25 protein-coding genes and 1 pseudogene are annotated in these 26,393 nt (G+C 68.4%); 15 read left to right on the top strand and 11 right to left on the bottom strand.

Translation table 11 applies throughout. The features are described 5' to 3' along the window. Positions 1-183 precede the first annotated feature (183 nt). Positions 184-996 carry a MetQ/NlpA family ABC transporter substrate-binding protein gene (locus tag RZR99_RS14495; RefSeq protein WP_323120467.1) on the bottom strand — a complete coding sequence of 271 codons (813 nt, stop codon included), beginning with the start codon at positions 994-996 and terminating at the stop codon, positions 184-186. Positions 997-1,299: 303 nt separating this feature from the next. Between RZR99_RS14495 and RZR99_RS14490 the strand changes: the two genes are divergently transcribed. The 4 genes from RZR99_RS14490 to aac(6') all read left to right on the top strand — a co-directional run bounded on the left by RZR99_RS14490 (position 1,300) and on the right by aac(6') (position 3,888). Next, a complete protein-coding gene (locus RZR99_RS14490; RefSeq protein WP_323120466.1) occupies positions 1,300-2,448 on the top strand; it encodes a porin in 1,149 nt (382 codons plus the stop codon). A gap of 206 nt (positions 2,449-2,654) precedes the next feature. After that, entirely contained in the window at positions 2,655-2,915 is a 261-nt protein-coding gene (locus RZR99_RS14485; RefSeq protein WP_323120465.1) for a DUF2866 domain-containing protein, read from the top strand. 102 nt (positions 2,916-3,017) lie between these two features. Next, entirely contained in the window at positions 3,018-3,404 is a 387-nt protein-coding gene (locus RZR99_RS14480) for a DUF6232 family protein (RefSeq protein ID WP_323120605.1), read from the top strand. Positions 3,405-3,423: 19 nt separating this feature from the next. Beyond that, positions 3,424-3,888, top strand: a complete 465-nt coding sequence (aac(6'), locus tag RZR99_RS14475; RefSeq protein ID WP_323120464.1) for an aminoglycoside 6'-N-acetyltransferase — start codon at positions 3,424-3,426, stop codon at positions 3,886-3,888. 51 nt (positions 3,889-3,939) lie between these two features. On the opposite strand, the gene dhaL is transcribed toward aac(6'), so the two are convergent. The 7 genes from dhaL to RZR99_RS14440 form a co-directional block, all read right to left on the bottom strand. Then, positions 3,940-4,590 (bottom strand): dihydroxyacetone kinase subunit DhaL, encoded by a 651-nt coding sequence (gene dhaL / locus RZR99_RS14470; RefSeq protein WP_323120463.1) that lies wholly within the window; start codon positions 4,588-4,590, stop codon positions 3,940-3,942. After that, positions 4,587-5,591 (bottom strand): dihydroxyacetone kinase subunit DhaK, encoded by a 1,005-nt coding sequence (locus RZR99_RS14465; RefSeq protein WP_323120462.1) that lies wholly within the window; start codon positions 5,589-5,591, stop codon positions 4,587-4,589. Before RZR99_RS14465 ends, dhaL begins: the two co-directional genes overlap by 4 nt. A gap of 3 nt (positions 5,592-5,594) precedes the next feature. Further along, a complete protein-coding gene (locus RZR99_RS14460; protein ID WP_323120604.1) occupies positions 5,595-6,659 on the bottom strand; it encodes an MDR/zinc-dependent alcohol dehydrogenase-like family protein in 1,065 nt (354 codons plus the stop codon). Between the two features lie 134 nt (positions 6,660-6,793). Continuing rightward, positions 6,794-7,564: an SDR family oxidoreductase gene (locus tag RZR99_RS14455; protein WP_323120461.1), complete on the bottom strand. Its 771-nt coding sequence runs from the start codon at positions 7,562-7,564 to the stop codon at positions 6,794-6,796. A gap of 13 nt (positions 7,565-7,577) precedes the next feature. Next, a complete protein-coding gene (locus tag RZR99_RS14450) occupies positions 7,578-8,606 on the bottom strand; it encodes a substrate-binding domain-containing protein (protein WP_323120460.1) in 1,029 nt (342 codons plus the stop codon). A 44-nt stretch (positions 8,607-8,650) separates the two neighbouring features. Further along, complete coding sequence (locus RZR99_RS14445) at positions 8,651-9,640, bottom strand: ABC transporter permease (protein WP_323120459.1); 990 nt, start codon at positions 9,638-9,640, stop codon at positions 8,651-8,653. Continuing rightward, positions 9,637-11,118 carry a sugar ABC transporter ATP-binding protein gene (locus RZR99_RS14440; RefSeq protein WP_323120458.1) on the bottom strand — a complete coding sequence of 494 codons (1,482 nt, stop codon included), beginning with the start codon at positions 11,116-11,118 and terminating at the stop codon, positions 9,637-9,639. Before RZR99_RS14440 ends, RZR99_RS14445 begins: the two co-directional genes overlap by 4 nt. A 269-nt stretch (positions 11,119-11,387) precedes the next feature. Between RZR99_RS14440 and rpiB the strand changes: the two genes are divergently transcribed. The 9 genes from rpiB (at position 11,388) to RZR99_RS14395 (ending at position 20,803) form a co-directional block, all read left to right on the top strand. Further along, positions 11,388-11,882: a ribose 5-phosphate isomerase B gene (gene rpiB / locus RZR99_RS14435; protein ID WP_323120457.1), complete on the top strand. Its 495-nt coding sequence runs from the start codon at positions 11,388-11,390 to the stop codon at positions 11,880-11,882. A gap of 37 nt (positions 11,883-11,919) precedes the next feature. Further along, entirely contained in the window at positions 11,920-12,888 is a 969-nt protein-coding gene (locus RZR99_RS14430) for a sugar-binding transcriptional regulator (RefSeq protein ID WP_323120456.1), read from the top strand. A gap of 144 nt (positions 12,889-13,032) precedes the next feature. After that, the gene (locus RZR99_RS14425) at positions 13,033-13,260 is read left to right on the top strand and encodes a hypothetical protein (protein WP_323120455.1); all 228 of its coding nucleotides are present in this window, start codon (positions 13,033-13,035) and stop codon (positions 13,258-13,260) included. A gap of 395 nt (positions 13,261-13,655) precedes the next feature. Next, positions 13,656-15,932, top strand: a complete 2,277-nt coding sequence (locus RZR99_RS14420; protein ID WP_323120603.1) for a TonB-dependent hemoglobin/transferrin/lactoferrin family receptor — start codon at positions 13,656-13,658, stop codon at positions 15,930-15,932. Positions 15,933-15,981: 49 nt separating this feature from the next. Beyond that, positions 15,982-17,070 (top strand): hemin-degrading factor, encoded by a 1,089-nt coding sequence (locus RZR99_RS14415; RefSeq protein WP_323120454.1) that lies wholly within the window; start codon positions 15,982-15,984, stop codon positions 17,068-17,070. Next, on the top strand, positions 17,067-17,981 hold the full coding sequence (locus RZR99_RS14410; RefSeq protein ID WP_323120453.1) for a heme/hemin ABC transporter substrate-binding protein: 915 nt from the start codon (positions 17,067-17,069) through the stop codon (positions 17,979-17,981). The genes RZR99_RS14415 and RZR99_RS14410 overlap by 4 nt, the downstream gene beginning before the upstream one ends. A 27-nt stretch (positions 17,982-18,008) precedes the next feature. Next, positions 18,009-19,133 carry a FecCD family ABC transporter permease gene (locus RZR99_RS14405; RefSeq protein ID WP_323120452.1) on the top strand — a complete coding sequence of 375 codons (1,125 nt, stop codon included), beginning with the start codon at positions 18,009-18,011 and terminating at the stop codon, positions 19,131-19,133. 401 nt (positions 19,134-19,534) lie between these two features. Next, entirely contained in the window at positions 19,535-20,356 is an 822-nt protein-coding gene (locus RZR99_RS14400) for a heme ABC transporter ATP-binding protein (RefSeq protein ID WP_407655451.1), read from the top strand. A gap of 54 nt (positions 20,357-20,410) precedes the next feature. Continuing rightward, positions 20,411-20,803, top strand: a complete 393-nt coding sequence (locus RZR99_RS14395; RefSeq protein ID WP_323120450.1) for a VOC family protein — start codon at positions 20,411-20,413, stop codon at positions 20,801-20,803. A 98-nt stretch (positions 20,804-20,901) separates the two neighbouring features. On the opposite strand, the gene RZR99_RS14390 is transcribed toward RZR99_RS14395, so the two are convergent. Beyond that, entirely contained in the window at positions 20,902-21,510 is a 609-nt protein-coding gene (locus tag RZR99_RS14390) for a trimeric intracellular cation channel family protein (RefSeq protein ID WP_323120449.1), read from the bottom strand. A 28-nt stretch (positions 21,511-21,538) separates the two neighbouring features. Then, positions 21,539-23,695, bottom strand: a complete 2,157-nt coding sequence (locus tag RZR99_RS14385) for a penicillin-binding protein 1A (protein WP_323120448.1) — start codon at positions 23,693-23,695, stop codon at positions 21,539-21,541. Between the two features lie 151 nt (positions 23,696-23,846). Here RZR99_RS14385 and RZR99_RS14380 point away from each other — a divergent pair, with 151 nt between their 5' ends. After that, positions 23,847-24,758: an HTH-type transcriptional regulator ArgP gene (locus tag RZR99_RS14380; RefSeq protein WP_323120447.1), complete on the top strand. Its 912-nt coding sequence runs from the start codon at positions 23,847-23,849 to the stop codon at positions 24,756-24,758. Positions 24,759-25,010: 252 nt separating this feature from the next. Then, positions 25,011-25,256, top strand: a pseudogene (locus RZR99_RS14375) (PAAR domain-containing protein); the annotation flags it as partial. Positions 25,257-25,332: 76 nt separating this feature from the next. Here the strand turns inward: RZR99_RS14375 and ltaE are convergent. Further along, a complete protein-coding gene (ltaE, locus tag RZR99_RS14370) occupies positions 25,333-26,346 on the bottom strand; it encodes a low-specificity L-threonine aldolase (RefSeq protein ID WP_323120446.1) in 1,014 nt (337 codons plus the stop codon). Positions 26,347-26,393 lie beyond the last annotated feature (47 nt).

Raw genomic sequence — 26,393 nt, 5'->3', positions numbered from 1 at the left:
TGCCGTGCCGCGCCGCCTCTCCCAAACGACATCGCCCGCTTCACGCGGGCGATGTCGTTTGAGGCGGTCGGGAAACACGCGACGCGCGCCGGTTGAAGCGATCGGCGCAAAGCGGGCGGAGGGGCCGGGCTTGCGCTTCCCGGCGCGAAGCCGGCCGAGCCCGATCCGGCCGGCGCCGTCCGCTCAGAAGGCCGGCACGATCGCGCCGCCGAACTTCGCGTCGATGAACTTGCGCACGTCGTCCGATTCATACGCGGCGACGAGCTTCTTCACCCAGGGCTTGTCCTTGTCCTGCGCGCGCACCGCGATCAGGTTCGCGTACGGCCCCTTCAGATCCTCGATCGCGATCGCGTCCTTCACCGGCGTCAGGCCGGCCTTCACCGCGTAGTCGGTATTGATCGACGCGGCGTCCAGGTCCGGCAGCGCGCGCGGCAGCTGCGCGGCATCGAGCTCCACGATCCGGATCTTCTTCGGGTTGTCGGCCACGTCGAGCGGCGTCGCATTGACGCCGTTCGCCCCGGCACCCGGCTTCAGCTTGATCACGCCGTATTTCTGCAATAGCAGCAACGCACGGTTGCCGTTCGACGGATCGTTCTGGATACCGACCTTCGCGCCGACCGGCAGATCTCTCAAGTTCTTGATTTTCTTCGAATAGAAGCCCATCGGCGACGTGTACGTGAGGCCCGCGTTCACGATCTTGTAGCCGCGCTGCTTGATCTGGCTGTCGAGGAACGGCTGGTGCTGGAAGCCGTTCGCATCGAGGTCGCCCGCGTCGAGCGCGGCGTTCGGCTGCACGTAGTCGTTGAATTCGATCACCTTGATCGCGAGGCCGTCGCGCGCGGCGACCTTCGTCACTTCGGACCAGATCTGCGCATCCGGGCCGCTCATCGTGCCGATCTTGAGCGGCGCGCCGCCGTCGGCGTGCGCGAGCGTCGCCGCCAGGGCGAGCGCGGCGCCCGCGGCCGTCCGGCGGGCAATCGAAGCAAAACGTTGCATAGCGTGTCCTCACATCCCGTTTTTGTCGTGAGCGCGCATCCTCGCATGGGCGGACAGGGGGCCAAACCAAGCTTTTTTCATACGCATATTCCCGCGCCGCGCCGATCGTCGGGCGAAATCGATATAACTCGCGGCCTTGCAAGCGACGATCATCCGGTGTGGCGTCGGCGCGACACTGCATCAATATGACAAGACCTGTCACATTCATTACGTGCCCCGTCATTACAGTTCGGACCGTTCCTTCCAAGCGCCTTGAAGAGCGCAGCGGAACCGCATCCATTTTTTATTCGCTCGGAGATTGCTTTGAACAAGAAACTGTTGACCACCGCTATTCTCGCCGCGACGGCCAGCGCCGCTCACGCGCAAAGCAGCGTGACCCTGTACGGCGTGATCGACGCCGGTATCAGCTATGTGAACCACTCGAAGGCCGGTACGGGCAGCAGCAAGCTGTTCAAGTACGACGACGGCGTCGCTCAGGGCAGCCGCTGGGGCCTGCGCGGCACCGAAGACCTCGGCAACGGCCTGAAGGCAATCTTCGTGCTCGAAAACGGCTTCAATTCGGGCAACGGCGCGCTCGGCCAGAGCAACGCCACCACGACGCGCATCTTCGGCCGCCAGGCATGGGTCGGCCTGTCGCAGAACAACGTCGGCACGCTGTCGTTCGGCCGCCAGTACTCGTTCTCGACCGACATCCTCGGCTCGAACTACTCGACGGGCGGCAACACGGTCGCGGGCAACTACGCGTACCACATCAACGACCTCGACCAGCTGACGTCCAGCCGTATCGACAACTCGGTGAAGTTCACGAGCGCGAACTTCTCGGGCCTCACGTTCGGCGGTTTGTACGGCTTCTCGAACCAGGCTGGCGCCTTCGCCGGTTCGCCGGCAGCGGGCACCACGTCGGCCACGTCGAGCGCGTACAGCTTCGGCGCGAACTACGCGAACGGCCCGTTCGGCATCGGCGCGGCCTACACGACGATCCGCTTCCCGGGTACGGCGAGCGTCGCGAACTACACGTCGTCGCAACTGCGCCAGTTGCGTTCGTACGGCGTGGGCGGCCGCTACTCGTTCGGCGCGGCTACCGCCTGGCTGCTGTGGACCAACACGCACCTCGAAGCGCTGCAAGGCGCGGGCCTCACGTTCGCCAACTATGAAGTGGGCGGCAAGTACGCGTTCACGCCGGCACTGTCGGGCGGCCTGGGCTACACGTACTCGCGCCTGACGGACGGCGCATCGGGCCACTACAACCAGGTGGACGCGAGCGTCGACTACGCGCTCAGCAAGCGCACCGACGTGTACCTGCTCGGCATCTATCAATCGGCATCGGGCAAACTCGCGAACGGCACGGCGCTGCAAGCGCAGATCGGTTCGAGCACGAGCTACTTCGGTACGTCGGGCACGGGCGCCGACAACCAGGTCGCCGTCCGCGTCGGTATCCGCCACAAGTTCTAAAGCGTTCGCTTAACTCGCGGCACACTACGGCAGAAACGCCCCGCAATCCTGCGGGGCGTTTTTTTATGCACTTTTAAGTTTCGCTTAATTCTGGGCTGAGAGGATGCTCTCACCCCCCCTGTTGGCCGCCTGAGTATCGGCGGCATTTTTTTATCTGGATTTCGGTGGCGAAGACCATTCAACGCAAGACAGGATCGGAGGCGACGATGATCGAAGATACCGTTTTCAGCCATCTGCACACGATACTCACGCGCGAACACGCGCTGCCGGTTCAAAGCTGTCGTGTGTCGGTGGCCGTACAGCGTCCGTGGGGCCGGCCTTACCGGCTCGTCGAATGGACGATGCATCTCGACGCTCCCGCGCGCCGTCAGATCGTGCCGGCGGAATGCACCGAGGCGGAGATCGCCGAAGTCGTGGCCGCGCACGTGCCAGGCCGCCTGTACGGCGAAGGCGCGGCGCCGCTCTAGCCGCGCGGGCACGCCGGGCGCGCGGTGCCGTGCGGCACCGCGCCTCGTTCGGCCCCGCAACGAAGTCTGTTACCCTGCGCGTTTTCCGCTTCGCCAGACATGATGGAAAACGCTTTCAACGAACGCGGCGTGACAATCACGCGCAACGGCCTTTCCGCCGCCGGGCAGCTCTTCGCGCTGCGCGACATTCGCGGCATCGAAGTCCTCACCCTCCGCAAGAACAAGATCGTTCCGGTCGCCATCTCGCTGTCCGGCCTCGTCGCCGCGATCGCGGGCGGCGTGTTCGGTTCGAGCGCCGTGCTCGTCGCCGGCGTGATGCTCGTGGTGGTCGGCTATCTCGCGTGGACCACCCAGGACGTCACGCACTACCTGATGATCGAGATGCCGGACGGCAAGCGCGAAGCGCTGTCGAGCGTCGACTTGGCATTCGTCGAGCGGGTCGCGGACGTGCTGCGCACCGCGCGGGCCGCTACGCCCGCGACATCCTGACGCAGCGGCCCTGCCGTCCATGCCGCCGCCGGCACGCGCGATCCGTTCCGCCACGTCCGGCGACGCGCCCGCATGGCGCGATCTGCGATGCGCGCTGTGGCCGCACCGGCCCGCCGACGAGCATGCGCGCGAAATCGCGCGGCTGCTGGACCAGCCTCATCGCTACGCGAATTTCGTCGCCATCGACGGCGACGGCACGGTGCTCGGCTTCGCCGAAGCCGCGCTGCGGCACGACTACGTGAACGGCTGCGACACCGCCCCCGTGATTTTCCTCGAAGGCCTTTACGTGATTCCGGCCGCGCGGCGGCAACGCATCGCGCACGCGCTGTGCGCCGCGGTGGGCGCATGGGGCGCGCAACGCGGCTGCGTCGAATTCGCCTCCGACGCCGCGCTCGGCAACGCCGCCGCCCACGCGCTGCATCGCGCGCTGGGCTTCGACGAAACCGAGCGCGTCGTGTTCTTCCGCAAGCGGCTCGGCCGCTGACCGACCTTCCTCATGCAGTCCTGACGACCGGTTGCGCGCCGGGCGCGGCCGTCAGTCCAGCCGCGCGCCGATCGATCCCGCCATGCTGCACAGGATCAGGCAGCACGACGTCGCGCCCGCGTCGAGCGTGCCGACCGAGCGTTCGCCGAGCCGCGCGGCCCGGCCGATCTTCGCCTGCAGCCAGCGGGTCGATTCCTTGCCGCGCTCGGCCGCCGCGCTCATCGCCGCGAGCGCGTGCCGGAAATCCTGCCCGGCGCGCACCGCCTCGTGGAATGCGGCATCGGCGGGCACGAGCGTGTCGATCAGGGTCTTGTCGCCGATCCGCGCGTCGCTCAGCGCCCGCACGCCCGCCAGCCCCGCCGACAGCGCGGCACCGAACAGCGGCGCGTCGAGCGCGGCCCGGCCCTTCAGCGGCGCGGCGAACGCCATGAAGAAGCTGCCGTACAGCGGCCCCATCGATCCGCCGATGCCGTCGAGCAGCGACGACGCCAGCGCGTCGAGCGCGTCGGGCAGGCCGACATCGCCGCGCGCGTCCAGCTGCGCGCCGCACTGGCTGAATCCCTTGTTCATGTTGATGCCGTGATCGCCGTCGCCGATCGCGGCGTCGATCTCGGACAGCGACTCGCGATGGGCGCGGATCACATCGACCAGATCGCGCACCACGAACCCCGCGTCCGCGAGCGGCAGGCTTTGCTGGCTCATGCCGGTCCTCCCACGGTCAGGCCGATGCTGCGGCACGGCGCCGCGAACAGCTGCTTCAATTCCTCGTCGAGCCGGGTGATCGTCAGCGTGACGCCCATCATCTCGAGCGACGTGAACAGATTGCCGACGAAGCGAAAGCCGATGTCGAGCCCCGCATCGGCCAGCCGCTCGGCGACTTCCGCGTACAGGATGTACTGCTCCATCAACGGCGTCGCGCCCAGCCCCGACACCAGCACCGACACCTCCTCGCCGCGCTCCAGCGGAAAATCCGGCAGGACGATGTCGAGCATCAGCGCGGCCATGTCCTTCGCGGACACGGTGCGCGTCACCCGCACGCCATGCTCGCCGTGGTGGCCGATGCCCAGCTCCATCTCGCCGTCCGCGATATGGAAGTTCGCCTTGCCGTTCGCCGGGATCGTGCAGGCGGACAGGCCGATGCCGACCGAGCGCGTCGCATCGATCGCCTTGCGCGCGCTCGCGATCACTTCGTCGAGCGTGCCGCCCGCCGCCGCGCGCGCGCCGCCCGCCTTCCACATCAGGATCTCGCCCGCGACGCCGCGGCGCTTGTCGCGCTCGTCCCTCGCCGCCGACGCAACGTCGTCGTTCGCGACCACGGTCTTCACGTCGATGCCTTGCGCCGCCGCCATCTTCACGGCCAGCTTGACGTTCATGTTGTCGCCCGCGTAATTGCCGTACAGGCACGCGACGCCCGCGCCGCGATCGGCGCGCCGGAACGCATCGAGAAAGCTCTTCGCGGTGGGCGACGAGAACACCTCGCCCACCGCCACCGCGTCGAGCAGGCCCGGTCCGGCATAGCCGAGAAAGGCCGGTTCGTGGCCGGAGCCGCCGCCCGTCACGACGCCGACCTTGCCCGGCACCGGCCGCGCGAGCCCGATCACGCGCGGATTGGCCGCGTCGAGCGTCAGTTCCGGATGCGCGGCGACGATGCCGCGCAGCATGTCCTCGACCACGTAGTCGGGATGATTGATGACTCGATTCATGCGTTATCTCTGTGGGTCCAGGACGACCTTCAACGATTGCTCGCCGCGCTCCATCACGGCGAACGCCTCGGCGAACTGCGACAGCGCGAACCGGTGCGTGACGATCCCGCGCACGTCGATCTTGCGCGACGCGATGAAATCGATCGCACGCGGATACATGTACGGCCCCAGATGCGAGCCGAGCACGTCAAGCTCCTTGCGGTCGCCGATGATCGACCAGTCGACCGTCGCATCGTCGTTGAACACGCTGAACTCGACGAAGCGGCCGAGCTTGCGCAGCATCGACAGCCCCTGGTTGACCGCGCGATGATGGCCGGTGGCCTCGATATAGATGTCGCAGCCGTAGCCGTCGGTGATCGACTGGATCTTCGCCACCACGTCCGTCTCGCCCGGGTTCCACACTTCGTCCGCGCCCATCCGCCGCGCCAGTTCGGCGCGCTCCGGCTTCATGTCCAGCACGATCAGCCGCTTCGGATTGCGCATCCGCACCGCGCCGACGATGCCGAGCCCGAGCGTGCCCGCGCCGGCCACCACCACCACGTCGTCGAACCCGACGTCGGCCCGGTCGGCGGCATGCAGCGAGCAGGCGAGCGGTTCGATCAGGATCGCCTCGCCGGGTGGGATCGCGTCGGGCACCCGATGCACGATGCCTTCCTTCGTGAAGATCATGTACTCGGCCATCGCGCCCTGCACGTTGTTCTGGAATCCGTACAGATCGTGCTTCTGGCACATCCAGTACTGGCCGTGGTTGCAGAACCGGCAGCCCCAGCACGGCACGATTTGCTCGGAAATCACCCGGTCGCCCACCCGCACGCCGCGGCTTTCCGCACCCGGCCCCAGCGCGACCACCCGGCACACGAACTCGTGCCCGGGAATCATCGGCGGCTTCACGTAGCGCGGCTGCACCGCGCTGCCCCAGAACGACGGCGCGCCCCGGAACGTCTTGATGTCGCCCATGCAGATCCCGACCAGCTCCACCCGCGTGAGGATTTCGTGCGGGCCGGGCACCGGCACCGGCACCTGTTCCAGCCGGTAGTCCTGCGGCCCGTGGCACACTACCGCGCGCATCGTGTCCGGCAGCGCGCGCGCTTCGTCCCGCCCGTCCGGCTGCCGCGCCGGCGCAAGCGTTTCGACTATCGACGCCATGCAATGTCTCCTGGTTGTCCGTGTTTCGATCCGTGTCCGCGGCGGGTCGGCGCGGATCAGCGCACCGTGTAGCCGCCGTCGATCACGACGTTCTCGCCGGTCATCATCGCGGCCGCGTCGCTCAGCAGGTACAGCACCAGCGCCGCGATCTCGTCGGGCTGCGCGAACCGTCCGGCGGGAATCTCGCGCTTCGCGCGCTCGCCCGCCTCGCCCGCCCACGCCTTTTTGCCCAGCTCCGTTTCCACGATGGTGGGCGACACCGCGTTGACCGTGATGCCGTGGCACGCCCATTCGAGCGCCAGCACCTTCGTCATGCCGACCACCGCCGCCTTGCTCGCGCAGTACGCGACATGGCGGTCGAGCCCGATCACGCTCGCCTGCGACGCGAGATTGACGATCCGCCCGCCGCGCCCGCCCGCGATCATCTGCCGCGCCGCCGCCTGCGCGATGAAGAACGACGCCTTCAGATTGATCGCCATCGTCGTGTCCCACGCCGCCGCATCGACGTCGAGCGCGGGACCGAGCAGCGCGACGCCCGCGCTGTTGACGAGCAGATCGACGCCGCCGAAGCGCGCGCTCGCCAGTTCGACCGCCGCCTGCGCGGCGGCGCCGTCGCGCAGGTCGAGCGCGAAGCCCGCATGGCGATCCGCGCCGCCCGGCAGGGCGGCCGCGATCCGCGCGGTGTCCGGATTCAGGTCCACCAGCGCGACCCGTGCGCCGCGCGCGGCCAGCAGCTGCGCGCACGCGTGCCCGATACCCGCGGCGCCGCCCGTGACGAGCGCGACGCGCCCGTCGAGATTGAAAGCCCTATCCCAGAGATTCGACATGGCCGCCTCGCGCTCAACCGCCCGTGACCTGCTTGTACAGCTGGTCGGCATTGGCCGGCGTGACCGGCACCCACGGCAGGATGTAGCGCTTCGCGGTGCCGTCGTCCCACTTCAGATCTTTCGCGTAGCGCTGCCAGATCACCGACTGCGGCTTGTAGCTCGACCCGACCAGCTGCCGCAGCACCAGATCGAGCGCCCCCTGCGACTGTGCCTGCGCGTCCTGCAGGAAAGTCGTGATCTCGCCCTTCTTGGCCGCCTGGATCGCGTCCGGCATCCCGTCGATCGACGTGATCGGAATGTCCTTCGGCGTGAGGCCGCGATTCTTGATCGCCTGCAGCGCGCCGAGCGCCATGTCGTCATTCTGCGCGATCACGCCGTTGATCTGTTTCGGATGCGCGTTGAGCCAATCCTCCATCAGGTTCATCGCTTCCGCGCGCGACCAGTTCGCGGTCTTCTTCTCGACGATCCTGATGCCCGGATATTTCGCGAGCACTTCCATCTCGCCCTTCTCGCGATCGATCTGCGCCGACTGTCCGATCGGCCCCTGGATGATCACGATGCTGCCCTTGCCGCCCAGCTGCTTCGCGAGCGCCTCGGCCTGCAGGCGGCCGCCCTGCACGTCGTCGTTGCCGATGTACGGCACCTGCGGCGTCGCGAGCATGGTGTTCGACGCGATCAGCGGCGTGTCCGACGACGACGCGCGGGTCGCGACGCCGATCCCGGCCTTGGTGTCGATCGGCACGAACAGGATGCCGCTGTACTGCTGCGTGAGCATCGTCTCGATCTGGTTGTTCTGCGTGAGCGCGTCGTAGTTGCCGTCGAACACCGTGAGCTGCACGGTGCCGTTCTTCACGGCGGGATGCGCCTTGATCTCGCGCACCCAGTTCTGCATGAACTGCCCTTTCATGCCGTACACCGCCGCGCCGACGCGATACGGCGTGCCGGCGGCCTGCGCCGCGCCGCTTGCCGCCGCGGCGGCGAGCGCGGCGGTCAGCATCGCGGCCGCCGCGACGCGGCCGATCCAGTTCCTGGTCGTTGTCATGCTTGTCTCCTCCGGTTGGAATGCTTGTGTCGGCGCCGCGTGAATCAGCGCTGCTGTTTGCGCGCGACGTCGACGAGGACCGCCAGCACGATGATGAGACCCTTGGCGATCTGCTGGTAATACGACGACACGCCCAGCAGGTTCAGCCCGTTGTTGATCACGCCGATCAGCAGCGCGCCGAACAGCGTGCCGACCACGCCGCCCTGCCCGCCCGACAGGCTCGTGCCGCCGATCACGACGGCCGCGATCGCGTCCAGCTCGTACGACACGCCCGCCTGAGGCAGCGCCGACGTGGTGCGCGCGGCGAGGATCATCCCGGCCAGTCCGGCGAGCGCCCCGGACACCACGTACACCGAGAACACCACCTTGCGCACGCCGATCCCCGAGGTTCGCGCGCTCTTCTCGTTGCCGCCGACCGCATACAGGTAGCGGCCGTAGGTCGTGTAGCGCAACACCCACCAGCCTGCCAGCGCGACCGCCGCGAAGATCAGCACCGGCATGCCGAGCGGGCCGAGCTTGCCGATGCCGAGCGACAGATAGCTGTCGGGCAGGTTCGCGACCGGGCTGCCGTCGTTGACGATGTAGGTGACGCCGCGCGCGATGCTCAGCATGCCGAGCGTGACCACGAACGGCGGCACGTTGAAGCGCGCGATCGTGATGCCGTTGAGCGCGCCGAGCGCCGCGCCGCATGCGATGCCGGTGGCCAGCGTCGCGACGAGGCCGTGCCCCGCCGCGCCCGCGAGCCCGCTCACGATCCCCGCGAGCGCGAGCACCGATCCGACCGACAGATCGATACCCTTGGTCAGGATCACGTAGGTCATGCCGATCGCGAGGATGCCGTTGATCGACGTCTGGCGCAGGATGTCGCCCCAGTTGCGCCACGTGAAGAAGTACGGACTCGCGAACGCGAGCACGATGCACAGCACGACGAAGATCAGCGGAATGCCGAAGCGGCTCGCGAGATCCGCGAGATTCACGCGCTTCGGCGCGGCGTCGACGGAGGAGAGGGTCTGGGTATTCATGGGCTCGTTCATGAAGCGAGATGCAGCAGGGTTTCCTGGGTGGCCTCGTCGCCCGCGCACACGGCGGCGATGCGGCCGCCCTTGAACACGGCGATGCGGTCGCTCACGTACAGCAGCTCCGGCGCCTCGGACGACACGACGATCACGGCGCCGCCGTCGCGCGCGAACGCGTCGAGCAGCCGGTAGATCTCCTGCTTCGCGCCCTCGTCGATGCCGCGCGTGGGCTCGTCGCACAGCAGCAGCACGGGATCGGTAGACAGGCACTTGGCGAGCACGACCTTCTGCTGGTTGCCGCCGCTCATCGCCGCCACCGGCATCCGCAGCGACGCCGCCTTGATCCGCAGCCGCTCGGCCATCGACTCGGCGAGCCGGCGCACCCGCGCGCGGCGGATCACGCCCGCGCGCGACAGCCGGCCGTAGGCGGACATCGCGATGTTGTCCTGCACGCTGCCCGACAGCACCAGGCCGGACGCCTTGCGATCCTCGGTGACGAGCGAGATGCCCGCGCGGATCGCGCGCGCCGGATCGCCCGGCGGCAGCGGCGCGCCGTTCAGCGTGAGCGCGCCCGACGCGGGGCGCGTCAGCCCGTACACGCAATTGAGGAATTCGCTGCGCCCGGAACCCATCAGCCCGTAAATGCCCAGGATCTCGCCGCGCCGCACGTCGAGGCTGATGTCGTCGAACTCGCCCGCGCGCGTCAGGTTGCGGACCGACAGGCACGGCGCGCCGTCCGCCGGACGGCATGCCTTGTCGACGACCGGCATTTCCCGGCCGACGATCGTGCGCACCAGATGCGCGCGATCGATGTCGGCGATCCGGCCGCTCTCGACATACGCGCCGTTGCGGAACACCGTGTAGTCGTCGGCGATGTCGAACAGTTCGCTCAGACGGTGCGACACGTAGATGATGCCGGCGCCCTGCGCGGTGACGTTGCGGATCGCGGCGAACAGCGTCTCCGTCTCGCGCTCGCCGATCGCGGAGGTCGGCTCGTCCATGATCATCACCTGGCAGTCGTGGCTGAACGCTTTCGCGATCTCGACCAGCTGAGTCTGCGCGAGGCTCAGCCGATGCATCGGCGCGCCCGCGTCGATCGCGAAGCCGAGCCGGTCCAGCAGGTCCTGCGCGCGCCGCCGCAGCGCGCGGAAATCGACCACCACGCGCGCCAGGGTCGGCTCGCGGCCGAGGTAGAGGTTTTCCGCGACGCTCATGCCCGGCACCGGCGACAGCTCCTGCGTGATGATCGCCATCCGGTGCGCGAGCGCATCGGCCGGCGAGGCGAAGTCGACTTCCCGGCCCTGCAGGCGGATCGTTCCTTCGTCGCGCCGCAGCAGCCCCATCAGGATGTTCAGGAAGGTGGACTTGCCCGTGCCGTTGCCGCCGCACAGCGCATGCACGCGGCCCGCCGACAGGGTCAGGCGGCCGTCGCGCAGCGCGCTCACGCCGTTGAACCGTTTCGCAACCTGGCTTGCTTCGAGCAGAACAGGAGTCACTGTCGTATCCCGGATGATCTTTTGTTCACCAACGATGATTTGATACAGCGTGAACGGATGGTAGTCATCGTGATTTCAGCATGTCAATTACAGGTAAACGCTAGTCGTCACTAGAAAATCATCATCAAATCATTGATATATAAAGAATAATTATGATCACATCAAGCCGTGAGCAAAAATTCGCCCTTTGCCAAATGTTCATTTCGATCGTTATAATTGCTCACACTTGCACATTTGCGCACCCGATGCGCGCGTCACGGAGGCCCACCATGAAAGTGGCGATCGGCTGCGATGAAGCGGCCTACACGCTCAAGGAGTCGATCAAACGGCACCTGCGCGCGACTCATCCCGATGTCGAGCTGGTCGACTTCGGTACGCACAGCGCGGAACAGTCGGTGCTGTACCCCGACATCGCGATCGACGTCGCGCAGCGGGTCGCCGCCGGGGATTTCCCGCGCGCGATCCTGCTGTGCGGCACCGGCATCGGCGTCGCGATTTCGGCGAACAAGGTGCCCGGCATCCGCGCCGCGCAGTGCCACGACACCTATTCGGCCGAGCGTGCGCGGCGCAGCAACGACGCGCAGATCCTCACGATGGGCGCGCGGGTGATCGGCAGCGAACTGGCGAACAGCATCGTCGACGCGTGGCTTAAGGCAGAATTCGACGGCGGACGCTCGCAGCCGAAGGTGCAGCGGATCGCGGAATACGAACGCAGGGCCGGCATGACCCCCGCCGGCCCGAACGATGCGCCGTGCGGTTCATGACCGCGCGCGGCGCGGCGCCACAAGCGAACAAGACAACATGACAAACGACGAACTCACACAACTCGCGAAGTGCTACTACGTCGACGGGTTGACCCAGGAAGAGCTCGCGCGAAAGTTCGCCATCTCGCGCCCGAAGGTGGGCCGGATGCTCAAGCGCGCGATCGAGGAGGGCATCGTCGAGATCCGCGTGCGCCATCATCCGCGCGCGGTCCAGGATCTCGAACAGGAGCTGGTCGCGCGTTTCGGCATCCAGCGCGCGATCATCTCGGTCGACCACAAGGATCAGGACAGCCAGCGCGAGCTGCTGGCCGGACTGGTCGCGAGCTATCTCGACCGGGTGCTGACGGACGGCACCATCGTCGCGGTCGGGATGGGCCGCAACGTCAGCGCGGTGTCGCGCCACGCGGTGTCGACGACGCAGCGCAACTGCTCGTTCGTATCGGGGATCGGCGGCTCGTTCCGCGGCGGCGAGACGATGAACGCCGACCACATCTGCCGGCGCCTCGCCGCGCGCTTCGGCGGCGAAAGCGAAACGCTCTACGCGCCCGCGCTCGTCAACGATCCGCAGCTCTTTCAGGCGCTGCTCGACAACGACATCGTGCGCCAGTCGCTGAACAAGGCGCAGCGCGCGTCGGTCGCGCTGGTCGGCATCGGCGACATCCTCGAGGACAGCAACATGGTCCGGATGGGCTGGTTCACGCCGGAGGAAATGGCCGACGCGAAGCGCGCCGGCGCGGTCGGCGACATCATGGGCTACGACTTCATCGACATCCACGGCCGCCCGGCGACGACCATGCTGCGCGGCCGCGTGATCGGCCTCACGCTCGACGATCTCAAGCGCATCCCGAACGTGATCGCGACCGCCAGCGAGCCGACCAAGGCCACCGGCATTCTCGGCGCGCTGCGCGCGGGCGTGATCAACACGCTCGCCACCACCCAGTCGATCGCGCAGACGGTACTGAGTCTCGCGCAGGCGACGGAGCCGATCGTGGCGGCCGCCGAGTGAGCGCGAAGGGAGGCGGACGCACGGCGGGCCTCGCGGCGCGGGCGACGTGACGCGTTGCGCGTCCGCGCTCGGCTTTTGCAGCCGGCAGTCCTAGTATGGAAAGACCGGCGCCGCGCGGCGCCGGTTTTCTCGACGGAGGTCGGCATGAACGTCCAGGCGCTGTCCGGCGTGCTCCACGCCCAGGAATTGCTGCTCGTGTCGGTGATCCGCGCGCTGCCGCCCGACGCGCGCCGCGCGCTGGGCGACGAGTTCGAACGTCAGATCGAGCTGGCCGAAACGTCGCACCTCGACACGCGCGGCGATCGCGAAGCCCATGACGCGTATCTCGCGCACATCCGCAAGCTGCTGATCCGGCTCGAATCGATTTCGTGAGCCCGGCGCCGCGCCGGAACGGCATCGCCCTCGGCGCGATCCGCATCGCGCATCGCCGCCCTGCCGGCTGCCGGCTGCCGGTATCCGGCGCCGGCGCGGCATCGCGGGCGGCCTCACTTCGCGGATGCCGGGCGACTAGACCGTTAGTTGCACATCGAATCACGCACTACCTCATCTTCCATCATCAATTCAATGAATTGATTCGAATTACGCATCGACAGCATGCGTTGTATTGATAATCATTCTCAATTACACTGGCGTTTTACTGTCGAATTCTTTCATTTCTTTCCGCTCGCCGCCGCTCGCGGCGCGAGCGGCCAGCCAGGTGTACGCGTTCACCCAGCCAGCCTCGAGGCTTATTCACCACTGGGAGACCATCCGTGCATCCACATTTGTTGGCGCGGCGGCCGCTTTGCGCCGCGCTGTTCGGCGCGTTCGGCGCATTCAGCCTTTACGCCACCGCCGCCCACGCAGCCGATCCGGCTGCCGCGGCCGATTCGTCCGCAGTCAAACCGGCACCCGCCATCCAGCTGGCCACCGTGCGCCACGACGGCCAGCAGTTCGACCCGATCACCGTCACCGCGACACGCACCGCCACGGCCGCGAGCCGCACGGCCGCCAGCGTGTCGGTCATCACGTCCGAGGATCTGGAGGAACAGCAGGCCACCAACATCAAGGATGCGCTGCGCTACGAGCCGGGCGTCACCGTGCGCCGCACGACCTACCGGCCGGGCAGCGCCGCGCTCGGCGGCGGCCGCGACGGCGATTCGAGCATCAACATCCGGGGCCTCGAAGGCAACCGCGTCCTGCTGATGGAAGACGGCATCCGCCTGCCGAACTCGTTCTCGTTCGGTCCGCTCGAAGCAGGCCGCGGCGACTACGCCGATCTCGACACGCTGAAGCGCATCGAGATCCTGCGCGGACCCGCCTCGGCGCTGTACGGCAGCGACGGGCTGACGGGCGCGGTCAACTTCATCACGAAGGATCCGAAGGACCTGCTGTCGGTCTACGGCAAGAAGACGTACTTCTCGTTCCGGCCGAGCTACGACTCGACGGATCGCAGCGTCGGCGCCACCGTGTCGGCGGCGGCGGGCAACGATCTCGTGCAGGGAATGATCGTCGCCGACGGCCGGCGCGGCCATGAGGTCGACACGCGCGGCAGCAACAATTCCGCCAGCACCAGCCGCACGACCGCGAATCCTCAGGATACCTATACGGAATCGGTGCTCGGCAAGCTGGTCCTGACGCCCACCCCGTACGACACGATCAAGTTCACCGCCGAGGCGGTGCGCCGCCGCATCGACACGAACGTGCTGTCGGCGATCAATCCGCCCACCACGCTCGGCCTCGCCGCCAACGACCGGATGGAGCGCAACCGCTACAGTGTCGACTACGACTTCCGCAATCCCGACATGCGCTGGTTCCAGACCGCGCACGTGCAGTTCTACTACCAGGACGCGAAGCAGGATCAATATTCGTTCGAGACGCGCGGCGGCCGGCTGTTGTCGCGCTCGCGGGACAACCAGTACTCGGAGCGCGCGATCGGCGGCTCCGCGTTCGCGGAAAGCGGCTTCGCCACCGGCCCGCTCGCGCACAAGCTGCTGTACGGCGTGGACGGCAGCGTCACCCGGGTCAAGAGCCTGCGCAACGGCACCGTGCCGGGCGTCGGCGAATCGTTCCCGAACAAGGCGTTCCCCGACACCGACTACACGCTGTTCGGCGCCTTCCTGCAGGACCAGATCAGCTTCGGCAAGCTGATCGTCACGCCGGGCCTGCGCTTCGATTCGTACCGCCTGAGCCCGACGGCCGGCGATCCACTGTTCACCGGCAAAGCCGTGAAGTCGAGCGACCACGAGCTGTCGCCGCGTCTCGCCGTGCTGTACGAGGTGACGCCCGCGCTGATTCCGTACGCCCAGTACGCGCACGGGTTCCGCACGCCGACGCCCGACCAGGTCAACAACAGCTTCTCGAATCCGGTCTACGGCTATACGTCGATCGGCAATCCGAACCTGAAGCCGGAAACCAGCGACACCGTCGAGCTGGGTCTGCGCGGCAAGCTCGGCACCGGCTACGGGCCGCTGCGCTACAGCGCCGCCGCGTTCGCGGGCAACTATCGCAACTTCATCTCGCAGCGCACGATCAGCGGCAGCGGCCGGCCGAACGATCCGCTGGTGTTCCAGTACGTGAACTTCGCGAAGGCGCGCATCCACGGCTTCGAGGGCCGCGCCGAATGGGTGATGCCGAACGGCATCACGCTGAAAACCGCGATGGCCTTCACGAAAGGCTCGTCGCAGGACAACGGCGCCGCCAGCCAGCCGCTCAACACGATCAACCCGTTCTCGGCGGTGTTCGGCGTGCGCTACGAACCGGGCGAACGCTGGTTCGTGCAGACCGACCTGCTGTACCAGGCCGCTAAAAAGCAGCAGGACATCGCGACCGACGCCTGCTCGAACAAGACCTGCTTCTCGCCGCCGTCGTCGTTCATCGTCGACCTGCGCGGCGGCTACCGTTTCAACAAGCACGTGAGCGCGACGCTCGGCGTCCACAACCTGTTCGACCGCAAGTACTGGAACTGGTCCGACGTGCGCGGCATCGCGTCGGATTCGACCGTGCTCGACGCCTACACCGCGCCGGGCCGCAGCGTGTCGGTCAGCATGAAGGTGGATTTCTGATGCCGTGCGCGCGTACTTTTCTCTAATCCGGCCACCGAAGGAGCCAGACATGATGAACACCGTCAACCCGGGCACGCCGCCCGCCGCCAAACTCGCGCCGCGCGAGCTGCGCGACGCGTTCCTGCATCTGAAGACGTCGCAGAAGCTGCGCAACCGCGAGGCCGCGCACGTGCTCGGCATCAGCGAGGGCGAAGCGCTCGCGGCGTTCGTCGGCGAGCACGTCGTGCGCCTGGAGCCGACCTTCACCGAGCTGTTCGAGGACATGCCGAAGCTCGGCCGCGTGATGGCGCTCACCCGCAACGAAGCGGCCGTGCACGAAAAGGACGGCGCCTATGGGCAGATGAGCCACGACGGCCCGGTGGGGCTCGCGCTCGGCGCGATCGACCTGCGGATCTTCTATCGCAACTGGGCGTCGGGCTTCGCGGTGCGCGAACAGACCGCGCACGGCACGATGAAGAGCCTGCAGTTCTTCGACGCGCAGGGCTGCGCCGTGCATAAGGTCTATCTGCGCGAACACAGCGATCACGCGGCGTTCGACGCGTTCGTCGAGCGCTGGCGGATGGCGCTGCAGTTGCCGGGCCTGAAAGTCGAACCCGCCGCGCCCGCGGCCGGCGAACGGCCGGACAGCGAAATCGACGTCGCGGGCTTCCACGCGGCATGGGATGCGATCACGGACATCCATCAGTTCCTCGGCATCACCCGCAAGTTCGGCGTCACCCGCACGCAGGCGCTGCGGCTCGCCGAGCCGCGCTACGCGCAACGGGTCGGCGTCGACGCGCTGCGCCGCGTGCTGGACGGCGCGGCCGCGAGCGGTTTGCCGATCATGGTGTTCGTCGGCAACCACGGCATGATCCAGATCCACACCGGTCCGATCGCGAACGTCCGCGACATGGGGCCGTGGCTCAACGTGCTCGATCCGGGTTTCAACCTGCACCTGCGCGAGGACATGATCGCGTCCGCGTGGGTCGTCAGGAAGCCGACCCGCGCCGGCATCGTCACGTCGCTCGAACTGTTCGACCAGGCCGGCCAGAACATCGCGATGCTGTTCGGCGAAGGCAAGCCAAAGCGTCCGGAACTGGCCGGCTGGCGCGATCTGATCGCCACGCTGCCCGCCGCGACCGCCGAGGCCGCGAAGTGAGCGCCGCCCGCTTCGACGCCCGGCGGCGCACGTGGCTCGCCCGCGCCGGCGCGCTCGCGCTCGCGGTGCCCGTCGCGGGCCGTGCGGCGCCGGCGGGCGCGAAGCCCGCCCGCGTGGTCGTGATCGGCGGCGCGCTCGCCGAAACCATCTATGCGCTCGGCGGCGCGGACACCGCGCGCTATGCGCTGGTCGGCGCCGACACGACCTGCACGTACCCGGAGGCCGCGCGCAAGCTGCCGAAGGTCGGCTATCAGCGCGCGCTGTCCGCCGAGGGGCTGCTGTCGCTGCGCCCCGATCTCGTGCTCGCCTCGGCGGAAGCCGGCCCGCCCGCCGCGCTCGCGCAGGTGAAAAGCGCGGGCGTGACGGTCCGGACCTTCGGCGAAGGGCACGACGTCGAATCGGCGCGCGGCAAGATCACCGGCATCGCGCAGGCGCTCGACGTGCAGCCGAGCGGCGCCGCGCTGCTCGCGCGCTTCGACGCGGACTGGCAAGCGGCGCGCGGCGCGGTCGCCGCGCGGCCGCCCGGCCGCAACGGCACGCCGCCGCGCGTGCTGTTCGTGCTCAACCATACCGGCAACCAGGCGCTGGTCGCCGGTCAGCAGACCGCCGCCGACGCGATGATCCGCTATGCGGGCGCGCGCAACGCGATGCAGGGTTTCGATCACTACAAGCCGCTGACGGCGGAGGCGCTCGTCGCGGCCGCGCCCGATCTCGTGCTGATTTCCGACGAAGGCCTGAGTGCGGTCGGCGGCACGGACGCGCTGCTCGCGGCGCCGGGTTTCGCGACGACGCCCGCCGGCCGCGCGCGGCGCGTGGTGTCGCTCGACGCGCTGTTCCTGCTCGGCTTCGGCCCGCGGCTGCCGCAAGCCGTCACGACGCTGCACCGGCGTCTGGCCGATGCCTTCGCCTAACTGCCTTTCGTTCCGCGAGCCGTCCCGATGAACTCCATCGCCCCGCCCTCTCCGCTCCATCCGTCGCCCGCGCCGCGATATCCGGCGTCCGGGCTGAACGGCATCGCCGCCCGGCGCCGACGGCTCGCGCTGCTGGTGCTCGTCGCGCTGTCGGCGGCGCTGGCCTGCGCGGTCATGGCCGCATTCTGCATCGGCGCCTACCGGCTCACGCCGGGTCAGGTGCTGGCCGCGCTGTTCGCGAGCGCGGACGCGCTCGCACAGGATCCGGCGCTCGCGCAAGCGCGCGCGGTGCTGCTCGATATCCGCGCGCCGCGCGTCGTGCTCGCGCTGTTCGTCGGGGCAGGCTTCGGTGCGGCGGGCGCGGCGATGCAGGCGCTGTTTCGCAATCCGCTCGCGGACCCTGGGTTGATCGGCGTGTCGAGCGGCGCGGCGCTTGGCGCGTCGACCCTGATCGTGCTCGGACCGGTGTTGATCGCGGGTCCGGTCGCGCTCGGCTATCTGCCGGTCGCCGCGTTCGCGGGCGCACTCGCGGTCGCCGCGATCGTCTATCGTCTCGCCGCGTCGCGCGGACGCCTGGCGCTGCCGCTGCTGCTGCTCGCGGGCATCGCGATCAACGCACTGGTGGGCGCCGCGATCGGGCTGCTGACCTATGTCGCCGACGACGCGCAGCTGCGTTCGTTGACGTTCTGGAGCCTCGGCAGCGTCGGCGGCGCACAGTGGAGCGTGATCGCGGCGGTCGCGCCGTTCGCGCTCGCCGGGTGCGCGCTGCTCGCGCGCGAGCGGCATGCGCTCAATGCGTTGCAACTCGGCGAGACCGAAGCGCTGCATCTGGGCGTGCCGGTTCAGCGGGTCAAGCGGCGAGTGCTGGCCGCCACCGCGATGTGCGTCGGCGCGCTGGTGTCGTGCACCGGCGTGATCGGGTTCATCGGACTCGTCGCGCCGCATTGCATTCGGCTCGCATGCGGGCCGGACCAGCGCGTGGTGATGCCGGGCGCGGCGCTGCTCGGCGCCCTGCTGACGATCGCGGCCGATCTCGCCGCGCGGACCGTGGCGGCGCCCGCCGAAATTCCGCTCGGTATCCTCACGGCACTGCTGGGCGCGCCGTTCTTCCTCGCGCTGTTGTGGCGCGGGCGCGGCACGTTGGGCGGTTAACGTGATTCGCCGCGCGACACGCCGCCTGCGCGGTGCCGTCCGGCCCGCCGGGCGCGCCGTTCTTCCCCGGGCAGCCAAGGCGCGAGCGCGACACGTTGGGCGGCCAGGCACGATGCGCCGCGTGAAACGGTGCTTGTGCATCGCCGTCCGGTGCATCACCCGGCCGGCGCGTCTCGGGCGTCTCGGGCGTCTCGGGCGTCTCGGGCGTCTCGGGCGTCTCGGGCGTCTCCGGCGTCTCCGGCATCTCCGGCATCTCCGGCATCTCCGGCATCTCCGGCATCCCGGGCATCTCCCGCATCTCCCGCATCCCGCGCACTCCATGCGCACCGACGCCGCGCCGCGACCGCCCACGATGAACCGGACGCGGCCCATCGCGTTCCCCGCCTCTCCTTTACTCAAGCATTGACATGCTGATCGCCGACCATCTTCACGTCGCCCGCGGCGACGCCTCCATCCTCCGCGATCTGTCCATCCGCATCGAGCCGGGCAAGGTCACCGCACTGCTCGGGCGCAACGGCGCCGGCAAAAGCACGCTGCTGAAAGTGCTGGCCGGCGAACTGCGCAACCAGGGCGGGGTACGCGTCGAAGGCGACGTATCGGTCAACGGCATGCCGCTCGAGCGAATCGACTCGCGGCGTCTCGCGCAATTGCGCGCCGTGCTGCCGCAGGCGTCGCAGCCGGCGTTTCCGTTCAGCGTCGACGAAATCGTGCTGCTCGGCCGCTACCCGCATACGACGCGCGCCGGCGGCCTGACCCGCGACGATCGCGACGTGGCGGCGCAAGCGCTGGCGCTGGCCGGCGCGGAAGCGCTCGAAGGACGCGACGTGACCACGCTGTCGGGCGGCGAACTGGCCCGCGTGCAGTTCGCCCGGGTGCTCGCGCAACTGTGGCCGTCGAGTACCCGGCTGACGGCGAGCGTGCCCCGCTATCTGCTGCTCGACGAGCCCACCGCCGCGCTCGATCTCGCGCATCAGCATCTGCTGCTCGGCACCGTGCGGCGCCTCGCGCGCGACTGGGGGATCGGCGTGATGACCGTCGTGCACGATCCGAATCTCGCCGCGCGGCACGCCGATCGCATCGCGCTGCTCGCACAAGGAACGATCTTCGCGCACGGCATGCCGAGCGACATCATGGAGCCGGCTCTGTTCGAGCGCTGCTACGGCTTCGCGGTCAAGATGCTCGACGGCGGCGACGGCGCACCGCCCGTCATGGTGCCGGCCTGATCCGCGGCATTCGTTACCCTCTTCCCGGCAGTCAACCCATCAGGAGCCCTCGACATGACCTCGCCCGCTTCATCCGCCGCGACGCTTCGTCCGTTCATTCCCGCGCTGGATTTCGACAGCAGCAAGCAGTTCTATCTGGATCTCGGCTTCGCGCTCGCATACGACACGCCCGACCTCGCCGCCCTCACGCTGGGTGCGCACGGCATCCTGCTCCAGAACTTCTACGTCAAGGATTTCGCGGAAAACGCCATGCTGCAATTGGTCGTCGACGATCTCGACGCATGGTGGCGGCGTATCCAATCGCTCGATCTCGCCGGCCGCTACGCGGTGAAATCGCCGATCGCACCGAAAATCCAGCCGTGGGGTGCGTATGTCGCGTTCCTGTTCGATCCGGCGGGCGTGCTGTGGCACATCACGCAGGCGGACACCCCCGTCACGGGGACGTGATTGCGACGCGGCCGCGCGCGGCTCCGTCTTTTCCGAGCCGAGTCTTCCCGAGCCGCTTCTTCTCGGCCCAATCGCCTCCCGTGCGGTGAACGCGACGCTCACTCCGCATCCGCGGTTCCGAACGTCTTCATCTTCCAGCCCAGCCGCACCGCCAGCATCCGCGCCCCAAAACCCGCAACCAGCGCGACCACGGTCGCGACACCCGCGTCCACGCCGATGTGCTGAAGCGCGACGTACAGCGCGCCCGTCAGCACCGCCACGCTCGCATACAGTTCCTCGCGCAGGATCAGCGGCATCTCGTTGCACAGCAGGTCGCGCAACATCCCGCCGCACACGCCGGTAATGACGCCCGCGAGCACGACGACGACGGGATTGCCGTTGACCGTCGACGCCACGTCGCAGCCGATGATCGAGAACGCCGCCAGACCCAGCGCGTCGACCGTGACGAACAGCGTGTTCAAGCGGGTCAGGTGAGTGGCCGTCCACGATGCAAACGTCGCCGCGCACAGCGTGATCAGCAGATATTCCGGATGGGCGACCCAGGTCAGCGGATAGTGTCCGAGCAGCACATCGCGCACGGTGCCGCCGCCCAGCGCGGTCACCGCGCCGACCAGCGCCAGCCCGAAGCGGTCCATCCCGCGCCGCATGCCCATCAGCGCGCCGGACATCGCCTCCGCCACGATCGCGATCAAATACAGGGTGTGCATCTCATTCAGCCTTCACGTCCAGTCGGTTTCAATCTTCGGTTCGAAACAGTTCCAGCACCCGCGCGCGCTCGGCCGCATCGACGGGCGGCAGCGGCGCCGGCACGGCGGACGAAGCATCCGCGCCCCAGCCCTCCCGCGTCGCGGCGGCGTCGCTGCGCGTACCGCCGCACGCGAACGCGGAGCGGATATACGGCGGCGGCGCGTCGACGCATTTGCCGCCGGGGTATTCCGCATACACGTAATCGCCGTCGATCAGCGCGACGTCGTTCGGCATCGCGGGGTCGACCGGCATCCGGCCGTCGACCGCCACCTTCATGTAGGCCAGCCAGACCGGCAACGCCAGCGTCGCGCCGGTCGCGCGGCCGAGACTGCGCGGCGCGTCGTAGCCCAGCCACGCGACCGCCACCACGCCCGACGAATAGCCCGCGAACCACACGTCCTTCGACCCGTTCGACGTGCCGGTCTTGCCGGCGGTGTCGGTCCGCCTCAACGGCAGCGCGCCCCGCGCGGTGCCGAACCGCACGACGTCGCGCAGCATGCTGTCCATCACGAACGCATTGCGCGCGGAGATCGCCCGGGTGGTCGCGGGCTCCGGCGCGCGGAACAGTTCGCCGCCGTTGCGCAGCCGCACCGTTTCGATGAGGCGCGGCTCGGCGCGCAGGCCCCCGTTCGCGAACGCCCCGTAGGCGCTCGCCAGTTGCAGCGGCGTCACGGAGCCCGCGCCCAGCGCGAGCGGCAGCGATGCCGGATTGCGCACGTCCTCGAATCCGAAGCCCAGCGCATGCCGCTGCACGAACAACGGTTGCGCGGCCTGCATCAGACTGACGGCCACCAGGTTTTTCGAGCGCATCAGCCCGCGCCGCATCGGGATGAACCCTTCGTAGTTGTTCGCGTAGTTGCGGGGCCGCCAGCGGTTCGCGCCGGTTTCCTCTTTCGACAGCGTCCGCTGCGTATCGTCGACCAGCGTGCCGGGGAAGTAGCCCTTCTCCAGCGCGGCGGAATAGACAAAGGGCTTGAAGCTCGAACCCGGCTGCCGGTAAGCCTGCAGCGCATGATCGAACGGATTGCGCCGAAAATCCGCGCCGCCCGCGAGCGCGAGGATGTCGCCGGTGCCGGCGTCGAGCGAGACCAGCGCGCCTTCCAGCGTATCGCCTTGCGCCGCCGCGTCGGCCGCGCGCGGCGCACCCGGCCGCGCACGCCGCATCCGCGCGTCGAGCACCGCGTGCCGCAGCGCCGCCTCGGCGGCGAGCTGATCGCGCATCGTCACGGTGGTGGTCACGTCGAGGCCGAGCGTATAGGCGTCGTCGCGATACCGCTCGACCATCATCCGGCGTGCCCGTTCCGCAACGTACGGCGCGGCGACGATGCCCGGCGGCGGCGTGTTCGCCAGCGTCAGTGGCATATCCGCCGCCTGCTGGTACGCGGCGCCGTCGAGATAGCCCAGTTCGTGCATCCGGCGCAGCACGTACTGGCGGCGTGCGTGCGCGCGCGCCGGATTGACGGCCGGATTGAAGGCCGACGGCGCTTTCGGCAGCCCGGCAAGCACCGCCGCCTCGGCATCGCTCAATTGATCCAGCGGCTTGCCGAAGTAGATCGACGCGGCCGCCGCGAAACCATACGCGCGCTCGCCCAGATAGATCTGGTTCATGTACAGCTCGAGCAGCTTGTTCTTCCCGTACGCGGATTCGAGCTTGTAGGCCATCAGGATCTCGGCGAGCTTGCGGCTGATCAGCTTGTCGCGCGTCAGATAGAAATTACGGGCGACCTGCATCGAGATCGTGCTGCCGCCCTGCGCCGAATGGCCGGCGACGAGGTTCGTCAGCGTCGCGCGCGCGAGACCGCCGAAATCCACCGGTCCGTGCTCGTAGAAACGCGCATCCTCGGCGGCGAGCAGCGCATGGCGCACGCGCGGCGGGATCTGCCCGATCGGCACGAACTCGCGCCGCTCGATCCCGTATTCGGCAAGCAGCACGCCGTCGCGCGAATAAATCCGCAGCGGCATCGCGGGGCGATAGGTCGCGAGGTGATCGACCGCGGGTAGTTGCCGCCAGATGCGATCGACGGTCCACGCGCCGATCGCGATGCCCGCGACCGTCAGGCCGAGCAACGCGCCGGCGAACGTGCGCAGGTAGCGGCGGGCGCGGGTCGGCGCGGCGGGTGGCGGGGGCGAGGCAGCTGGCGTCATGACGATTCCCTTCAACGTTGCGGCAGCGGCGGCACGAACGTATTCGCTCATGCCGCCCGCTGCGATAAGCCGCCCATTGTCGGGGGATCGGTGTTAACCCGGTACAATCTTTAGCTGAATTTGCAGAGGCTTAATTTTATTTAGGAAGCGCATGGATATCGATCCCAGACAGGCTGCCGCGTTTCTCGCCGTCGTCGAGACAGGCAGCTTCGAACAGGCGGCGCTGCGTCTGCACGTGACGGCATCGGCGGTCACGCAGCGGGTGCGGGCGCTGGAGGCGGGGCTGGGCGCGCCGCTGGTGCTGCGCACGCGGCCGTGCCGCGCGACGGCGGTCGGGCAGCGCGTGCTGCAGCATCTGCGGCGGGTGCTGGTGCTGCAGGCGGACTTGCAGGCGGAACTCGCCGCCGACCGGCAATCGCCGGCCTCGGTGGTGGTCGCGCTCAACTCCGACAGTCTCGGCACCTGGTTCCTGCCCGCGCTGTCGTCGATCCTGGCGGGCGAGCGCCTGCTGTTCGAGCTGATCATGGAAGATCAGGACCACACGTTCTCCCTGCTCGAGAGCGGCATGGCGATCGGCTGCGTGACGACGGTGCAGAAACCGATGCGCGGATGTGCCGCGACGCCGCTCGGCACGATGCGCTATCGCCTGCTCGCCGCGCAGGCTTTCGCGGCGCGCTGGTTTCCGCGCGGCCTGAACCGCGCCGGTGCGCGGCAAGCGCCCGTCGTCGCGTACTCGCGGCGCGACACGCTGCAGTCGGCGTTCCTGCTGGAGAAGTTCGGCCTGCCCGACGGCGCGTACCCGTGCCACTACGTGCCGGGCACGCATACCCATTTCGCCGCCGTCCGGCACGGGCTCGGCTATGCGATGGTGCCGGAGCTGCTGCTCGGCGCGGCGCCGCTCGCCGACCAGGGGCTCGTCGATCTCGCCCCGTCGCATCCGACCGACGTCGCGCTGTACTGGCACGCGTGGAAAGTGCAGTCGCCGAGCATGCTGTCGTTGTCGGCGCGCGTGGTGGAGGCCGCGCGCGGGCTGCTGAGAGCGCCGGTGAAGGGCGCGGACTGACGGGGGTGCCGGGTTTCCTGTTGGCTTCTTGCGCTCACGCTTTGCCGCAAACCCTGGTTTGACGCCCTGGATTGTCCAGCATTGTTCTTGAATGCTTACCCAAAATCGGCAGTTTGCTGTGCTTGAAGGATCCGTGGCGGATTGCCCTCTCAGTCGCGTGCCGGGCCTGTCGGCGTACTTGCCTTGGTGGGGCAAGCGCTACGACACCGACTACAGCGGCTACGGTCAGGACTACGGTTTCCAGGAGCGGCGATGCGCGGCATCATTCGGGGCGGCGACCGGCACAGCCACGGCGGACGGGTCGAGGCGGGCGCGCCGCATAGCGAAGTGATGAATCGAGCTGTCGCTCGTCAGGGCGACCGCTGTAGCTGTCCGATGCACGGTGAATGCGTGATCGCCGAGGGTGATCCGGATTTCATCGTGGACGGCGCCGAAGTCGCATTCGAAGGTCACAAGACATCCTGCGGCGCTACCCCGACGTCGCCGCGCCCCCTCTCATCGCTCGGCATGCGACTTCGTGCCCCCTCCGCCCGGCACGGCGTTCATCGGCAAGCGACGAACGCCGCCCGCCGGCTCAACCCGCGCGCTTCGCGAAATAGTCGCGCACCGCGGCGACAACCGTATCGATATCGTCGCGCGACACGTCGCAATGCGTGACGAAGCGCGTCGCGTACAGCATCTGCGTGAGGATGCCGCGCGCCTTGAGCCACGCCTCGATCGGCGCGCAGTCGGCTTCGGGAAACCGCGCGAACACCATGTTGGTCGCCTGCGACAGTACCGTCACCTGATCGATTTCCGCGAGACCCCGGGCGAGCCGCTCGGCATTCGCGTGATCGTCGGCGAGCCGCTCGACATTGTGCTCGAGCGCATACAGGCACGCCGCCGCCAGCACGCCCGCCTGCCGCATGCCGCCGCCCAGCACCTTGCGCCAGCGATGCGCGCGCTCGACGATCTCGCGGCTGCCGACCAGCACCGAGCCGACCGGCGCGCCCAATCCCTTCGAGAAACAGATCGACACCGAATCGAACGGCGCGCACAGCGCCGCGACCGGCCGGCCCGCCGCGACTGCCGCGTTGCAGACGCGCGCGCCGTCGAGATGGGTCGACAAGCCGTGGCGGCGCGCGAGCGCGACTGCCTCGTCGACGTAGCCCGCGGGCAACAGCTTGCCGCCGATGGTGTTTTCCAGTGCGAGCAGCCGGGTGCGGGCGAAGTGATTGTCGATCGGCTTGATCGCGGCGGCGATCTTGTCGAGCGGCAGCGAGCCGTCCGCCGCGTTCTCGATCGGCTGCGGCTGGATGCTGCCGAGCACTGCCGCGCCGCCGCCTTCGTATTTGTAGGTGTGCGCGAGCTGGCCGACGATATACTCGTCGCCGCGCTCGCAGTGCGCCATCAGCGCGGCGAGATTGCTCTGCGTGCCGCTCGGAAAGAACAGTCCGGCAGCCTTGCCCGCGCGCGCCGCGACGGCATCCTGCAAGCGCAGGACGGTGGGATCGTCGCCCCAGACGTCGTCACCCACTTCGGCGGCGGTCATCGCGGCCAGCATCGGCTGGCTCGGGCGCGTCACGGTATCGCTGCGTAAATCGATCATCGGAGATTCCTGTCTGAGAAGCGGCACGCGGGCGCGGCCGGAAGAGG

It is taken from the genome of Burkholderia alba (assembly GCF_034721475.1).
In the GTDB taxonomy this organism is placed as follows: Bacteria; Pseudomonadota; Gammaproteobacteria; order Burkholderiales; family Burkholderiaceae; genus Burkholderia; species Burkholderia alba.
This window is presented reverse-complemented; position numbering and strand designations above follow the sequence as displayed.

Coding starts and splice junctions, on each gene's coding strand:
- RZR99_RS14390 (WP_323120449.1), bottom strand. CDS start 21,510: ATGCACACCCTGTATTTGATCGCGATCGTGGCGGAGGCGATGTCCGGC.
- RZR99_RS14405 (WP_323120452.1), top strand. CDS start 18,009: ATGAACTCCATCGCCCCGCCCTCTCCGCTCCATCCGTCGCCCGCGCCG.
- RZR99_RS14480 (WP_323120605.1), top strand. CDS start 3,018: ATGGAAAACGCTTTCAACGAACGCGGCGTGACAATCACGCGCAACGGC.
- RZR99_RS14425 (WP_323120455.1), top strand. CDS start 13,033: ATGAACGTCCAGGCGCTGTCCGGCGTGCTCCACGCCCAGGAATTGCTG.
- RZR99_RS14455 (WP_323120461.1), bottom strand. CDS start 7,564: ATGTCGAATCTCTGGGATAGGGCTTTCAATCTCGACGGGCGCGTCGCG.
- RZR99_RS14430 (WP_323120456.1), top strand. CDS start 11,920: ATGACAAACGACGAACTCACACAACTCGCGAAGTGCTACTACGTCGAC.
- dhaL (WP_323120463.1), bottom strand. CDS start 4,590: ATGAGCCAGCAAAGCCTGCCGCTCGCGGACGCGGGGTTCGTGGTGCGC.
- RZR99_RS14415 (WP_323120454.1), top strand. CDS start 15,982: ATGATGAACACCGTCAACCCGGGCACGCCGCCCGCCGCCAAACTCGCG.
- RZR99_RS14465 (WP_323120462.1), bottom strand. CDS start 5,591: ATGAATCGAGTCATCAATCATCCCGACTACGTGGTCGAGGACATGCTG.
- RZR99_RS14485 (WP_323120465.1), top strand. CDS start 2,655: ATGATCGAAGATACCGTTTTCAGCCATCTGCACACGATACTCACGCGC.
- RZR99_RS14460 (WP_323120604.1), bottom strand. CDS start 6,659: ATGCGCGCGGTAGTGTGCCACGGGCCGCAGGACTACCGGCTGGAACAG.
- RZR99_RS14395 (WP_323120450.1), top strand. CDS start 20,411: ATGACCTCGCCCGCTTCATCCGCCGCGACGCTTCGTCCGTTCATTCCC.
- ltaE (WP_323120446.1), bottom strand. CDS start 26,346: ATGATCGATTTACGCAGCGATACCGTGACGCGCCCGAGCCAGCCGATG.
- rpiB (WP_323120457.1), top strand. CDS start 11,388: ATGAAAGTGGCGATCGGCTGCGATGAAGCGGCCTACACGCTCAAGGAG.
- RZR99_RS14380 (WP_323120447.1), top strand. CDS start 23,847: ATGGATATCGATCCCAGACAGGCTGCCGCGTTTCTCGCCGTCGTCGAG.
- RZR99_RS14385 (WP_323120448.1), bottom strand. CDS start 23,695: ATGACGCCAGCTGCCTCGCCCCCGCCACCCGCCGCGCCGACCCGCGCC.
- RZR99_RS14495 (WP_323120467.1), bottom strand. CDS start 996: ATGCAACGTTTTGCTTCGATTGCCCGCCGGACGGCCGCGGGCGCCGCG.
- RZR99_RS14450 (WP_323120460.1), bottom strand. CDS start 8,606: ATGACAACGACCAGGAACTGGATCGGCCGCGTCGCGGCGGCCGCGATG.
- RZR99_RS14445 (WP_323120459.1), bottom strand. CDS start 9,640: ATGAACGAGCCCATGAATACCCAGACCCTCTCCTCCGTCGACGCCGCG.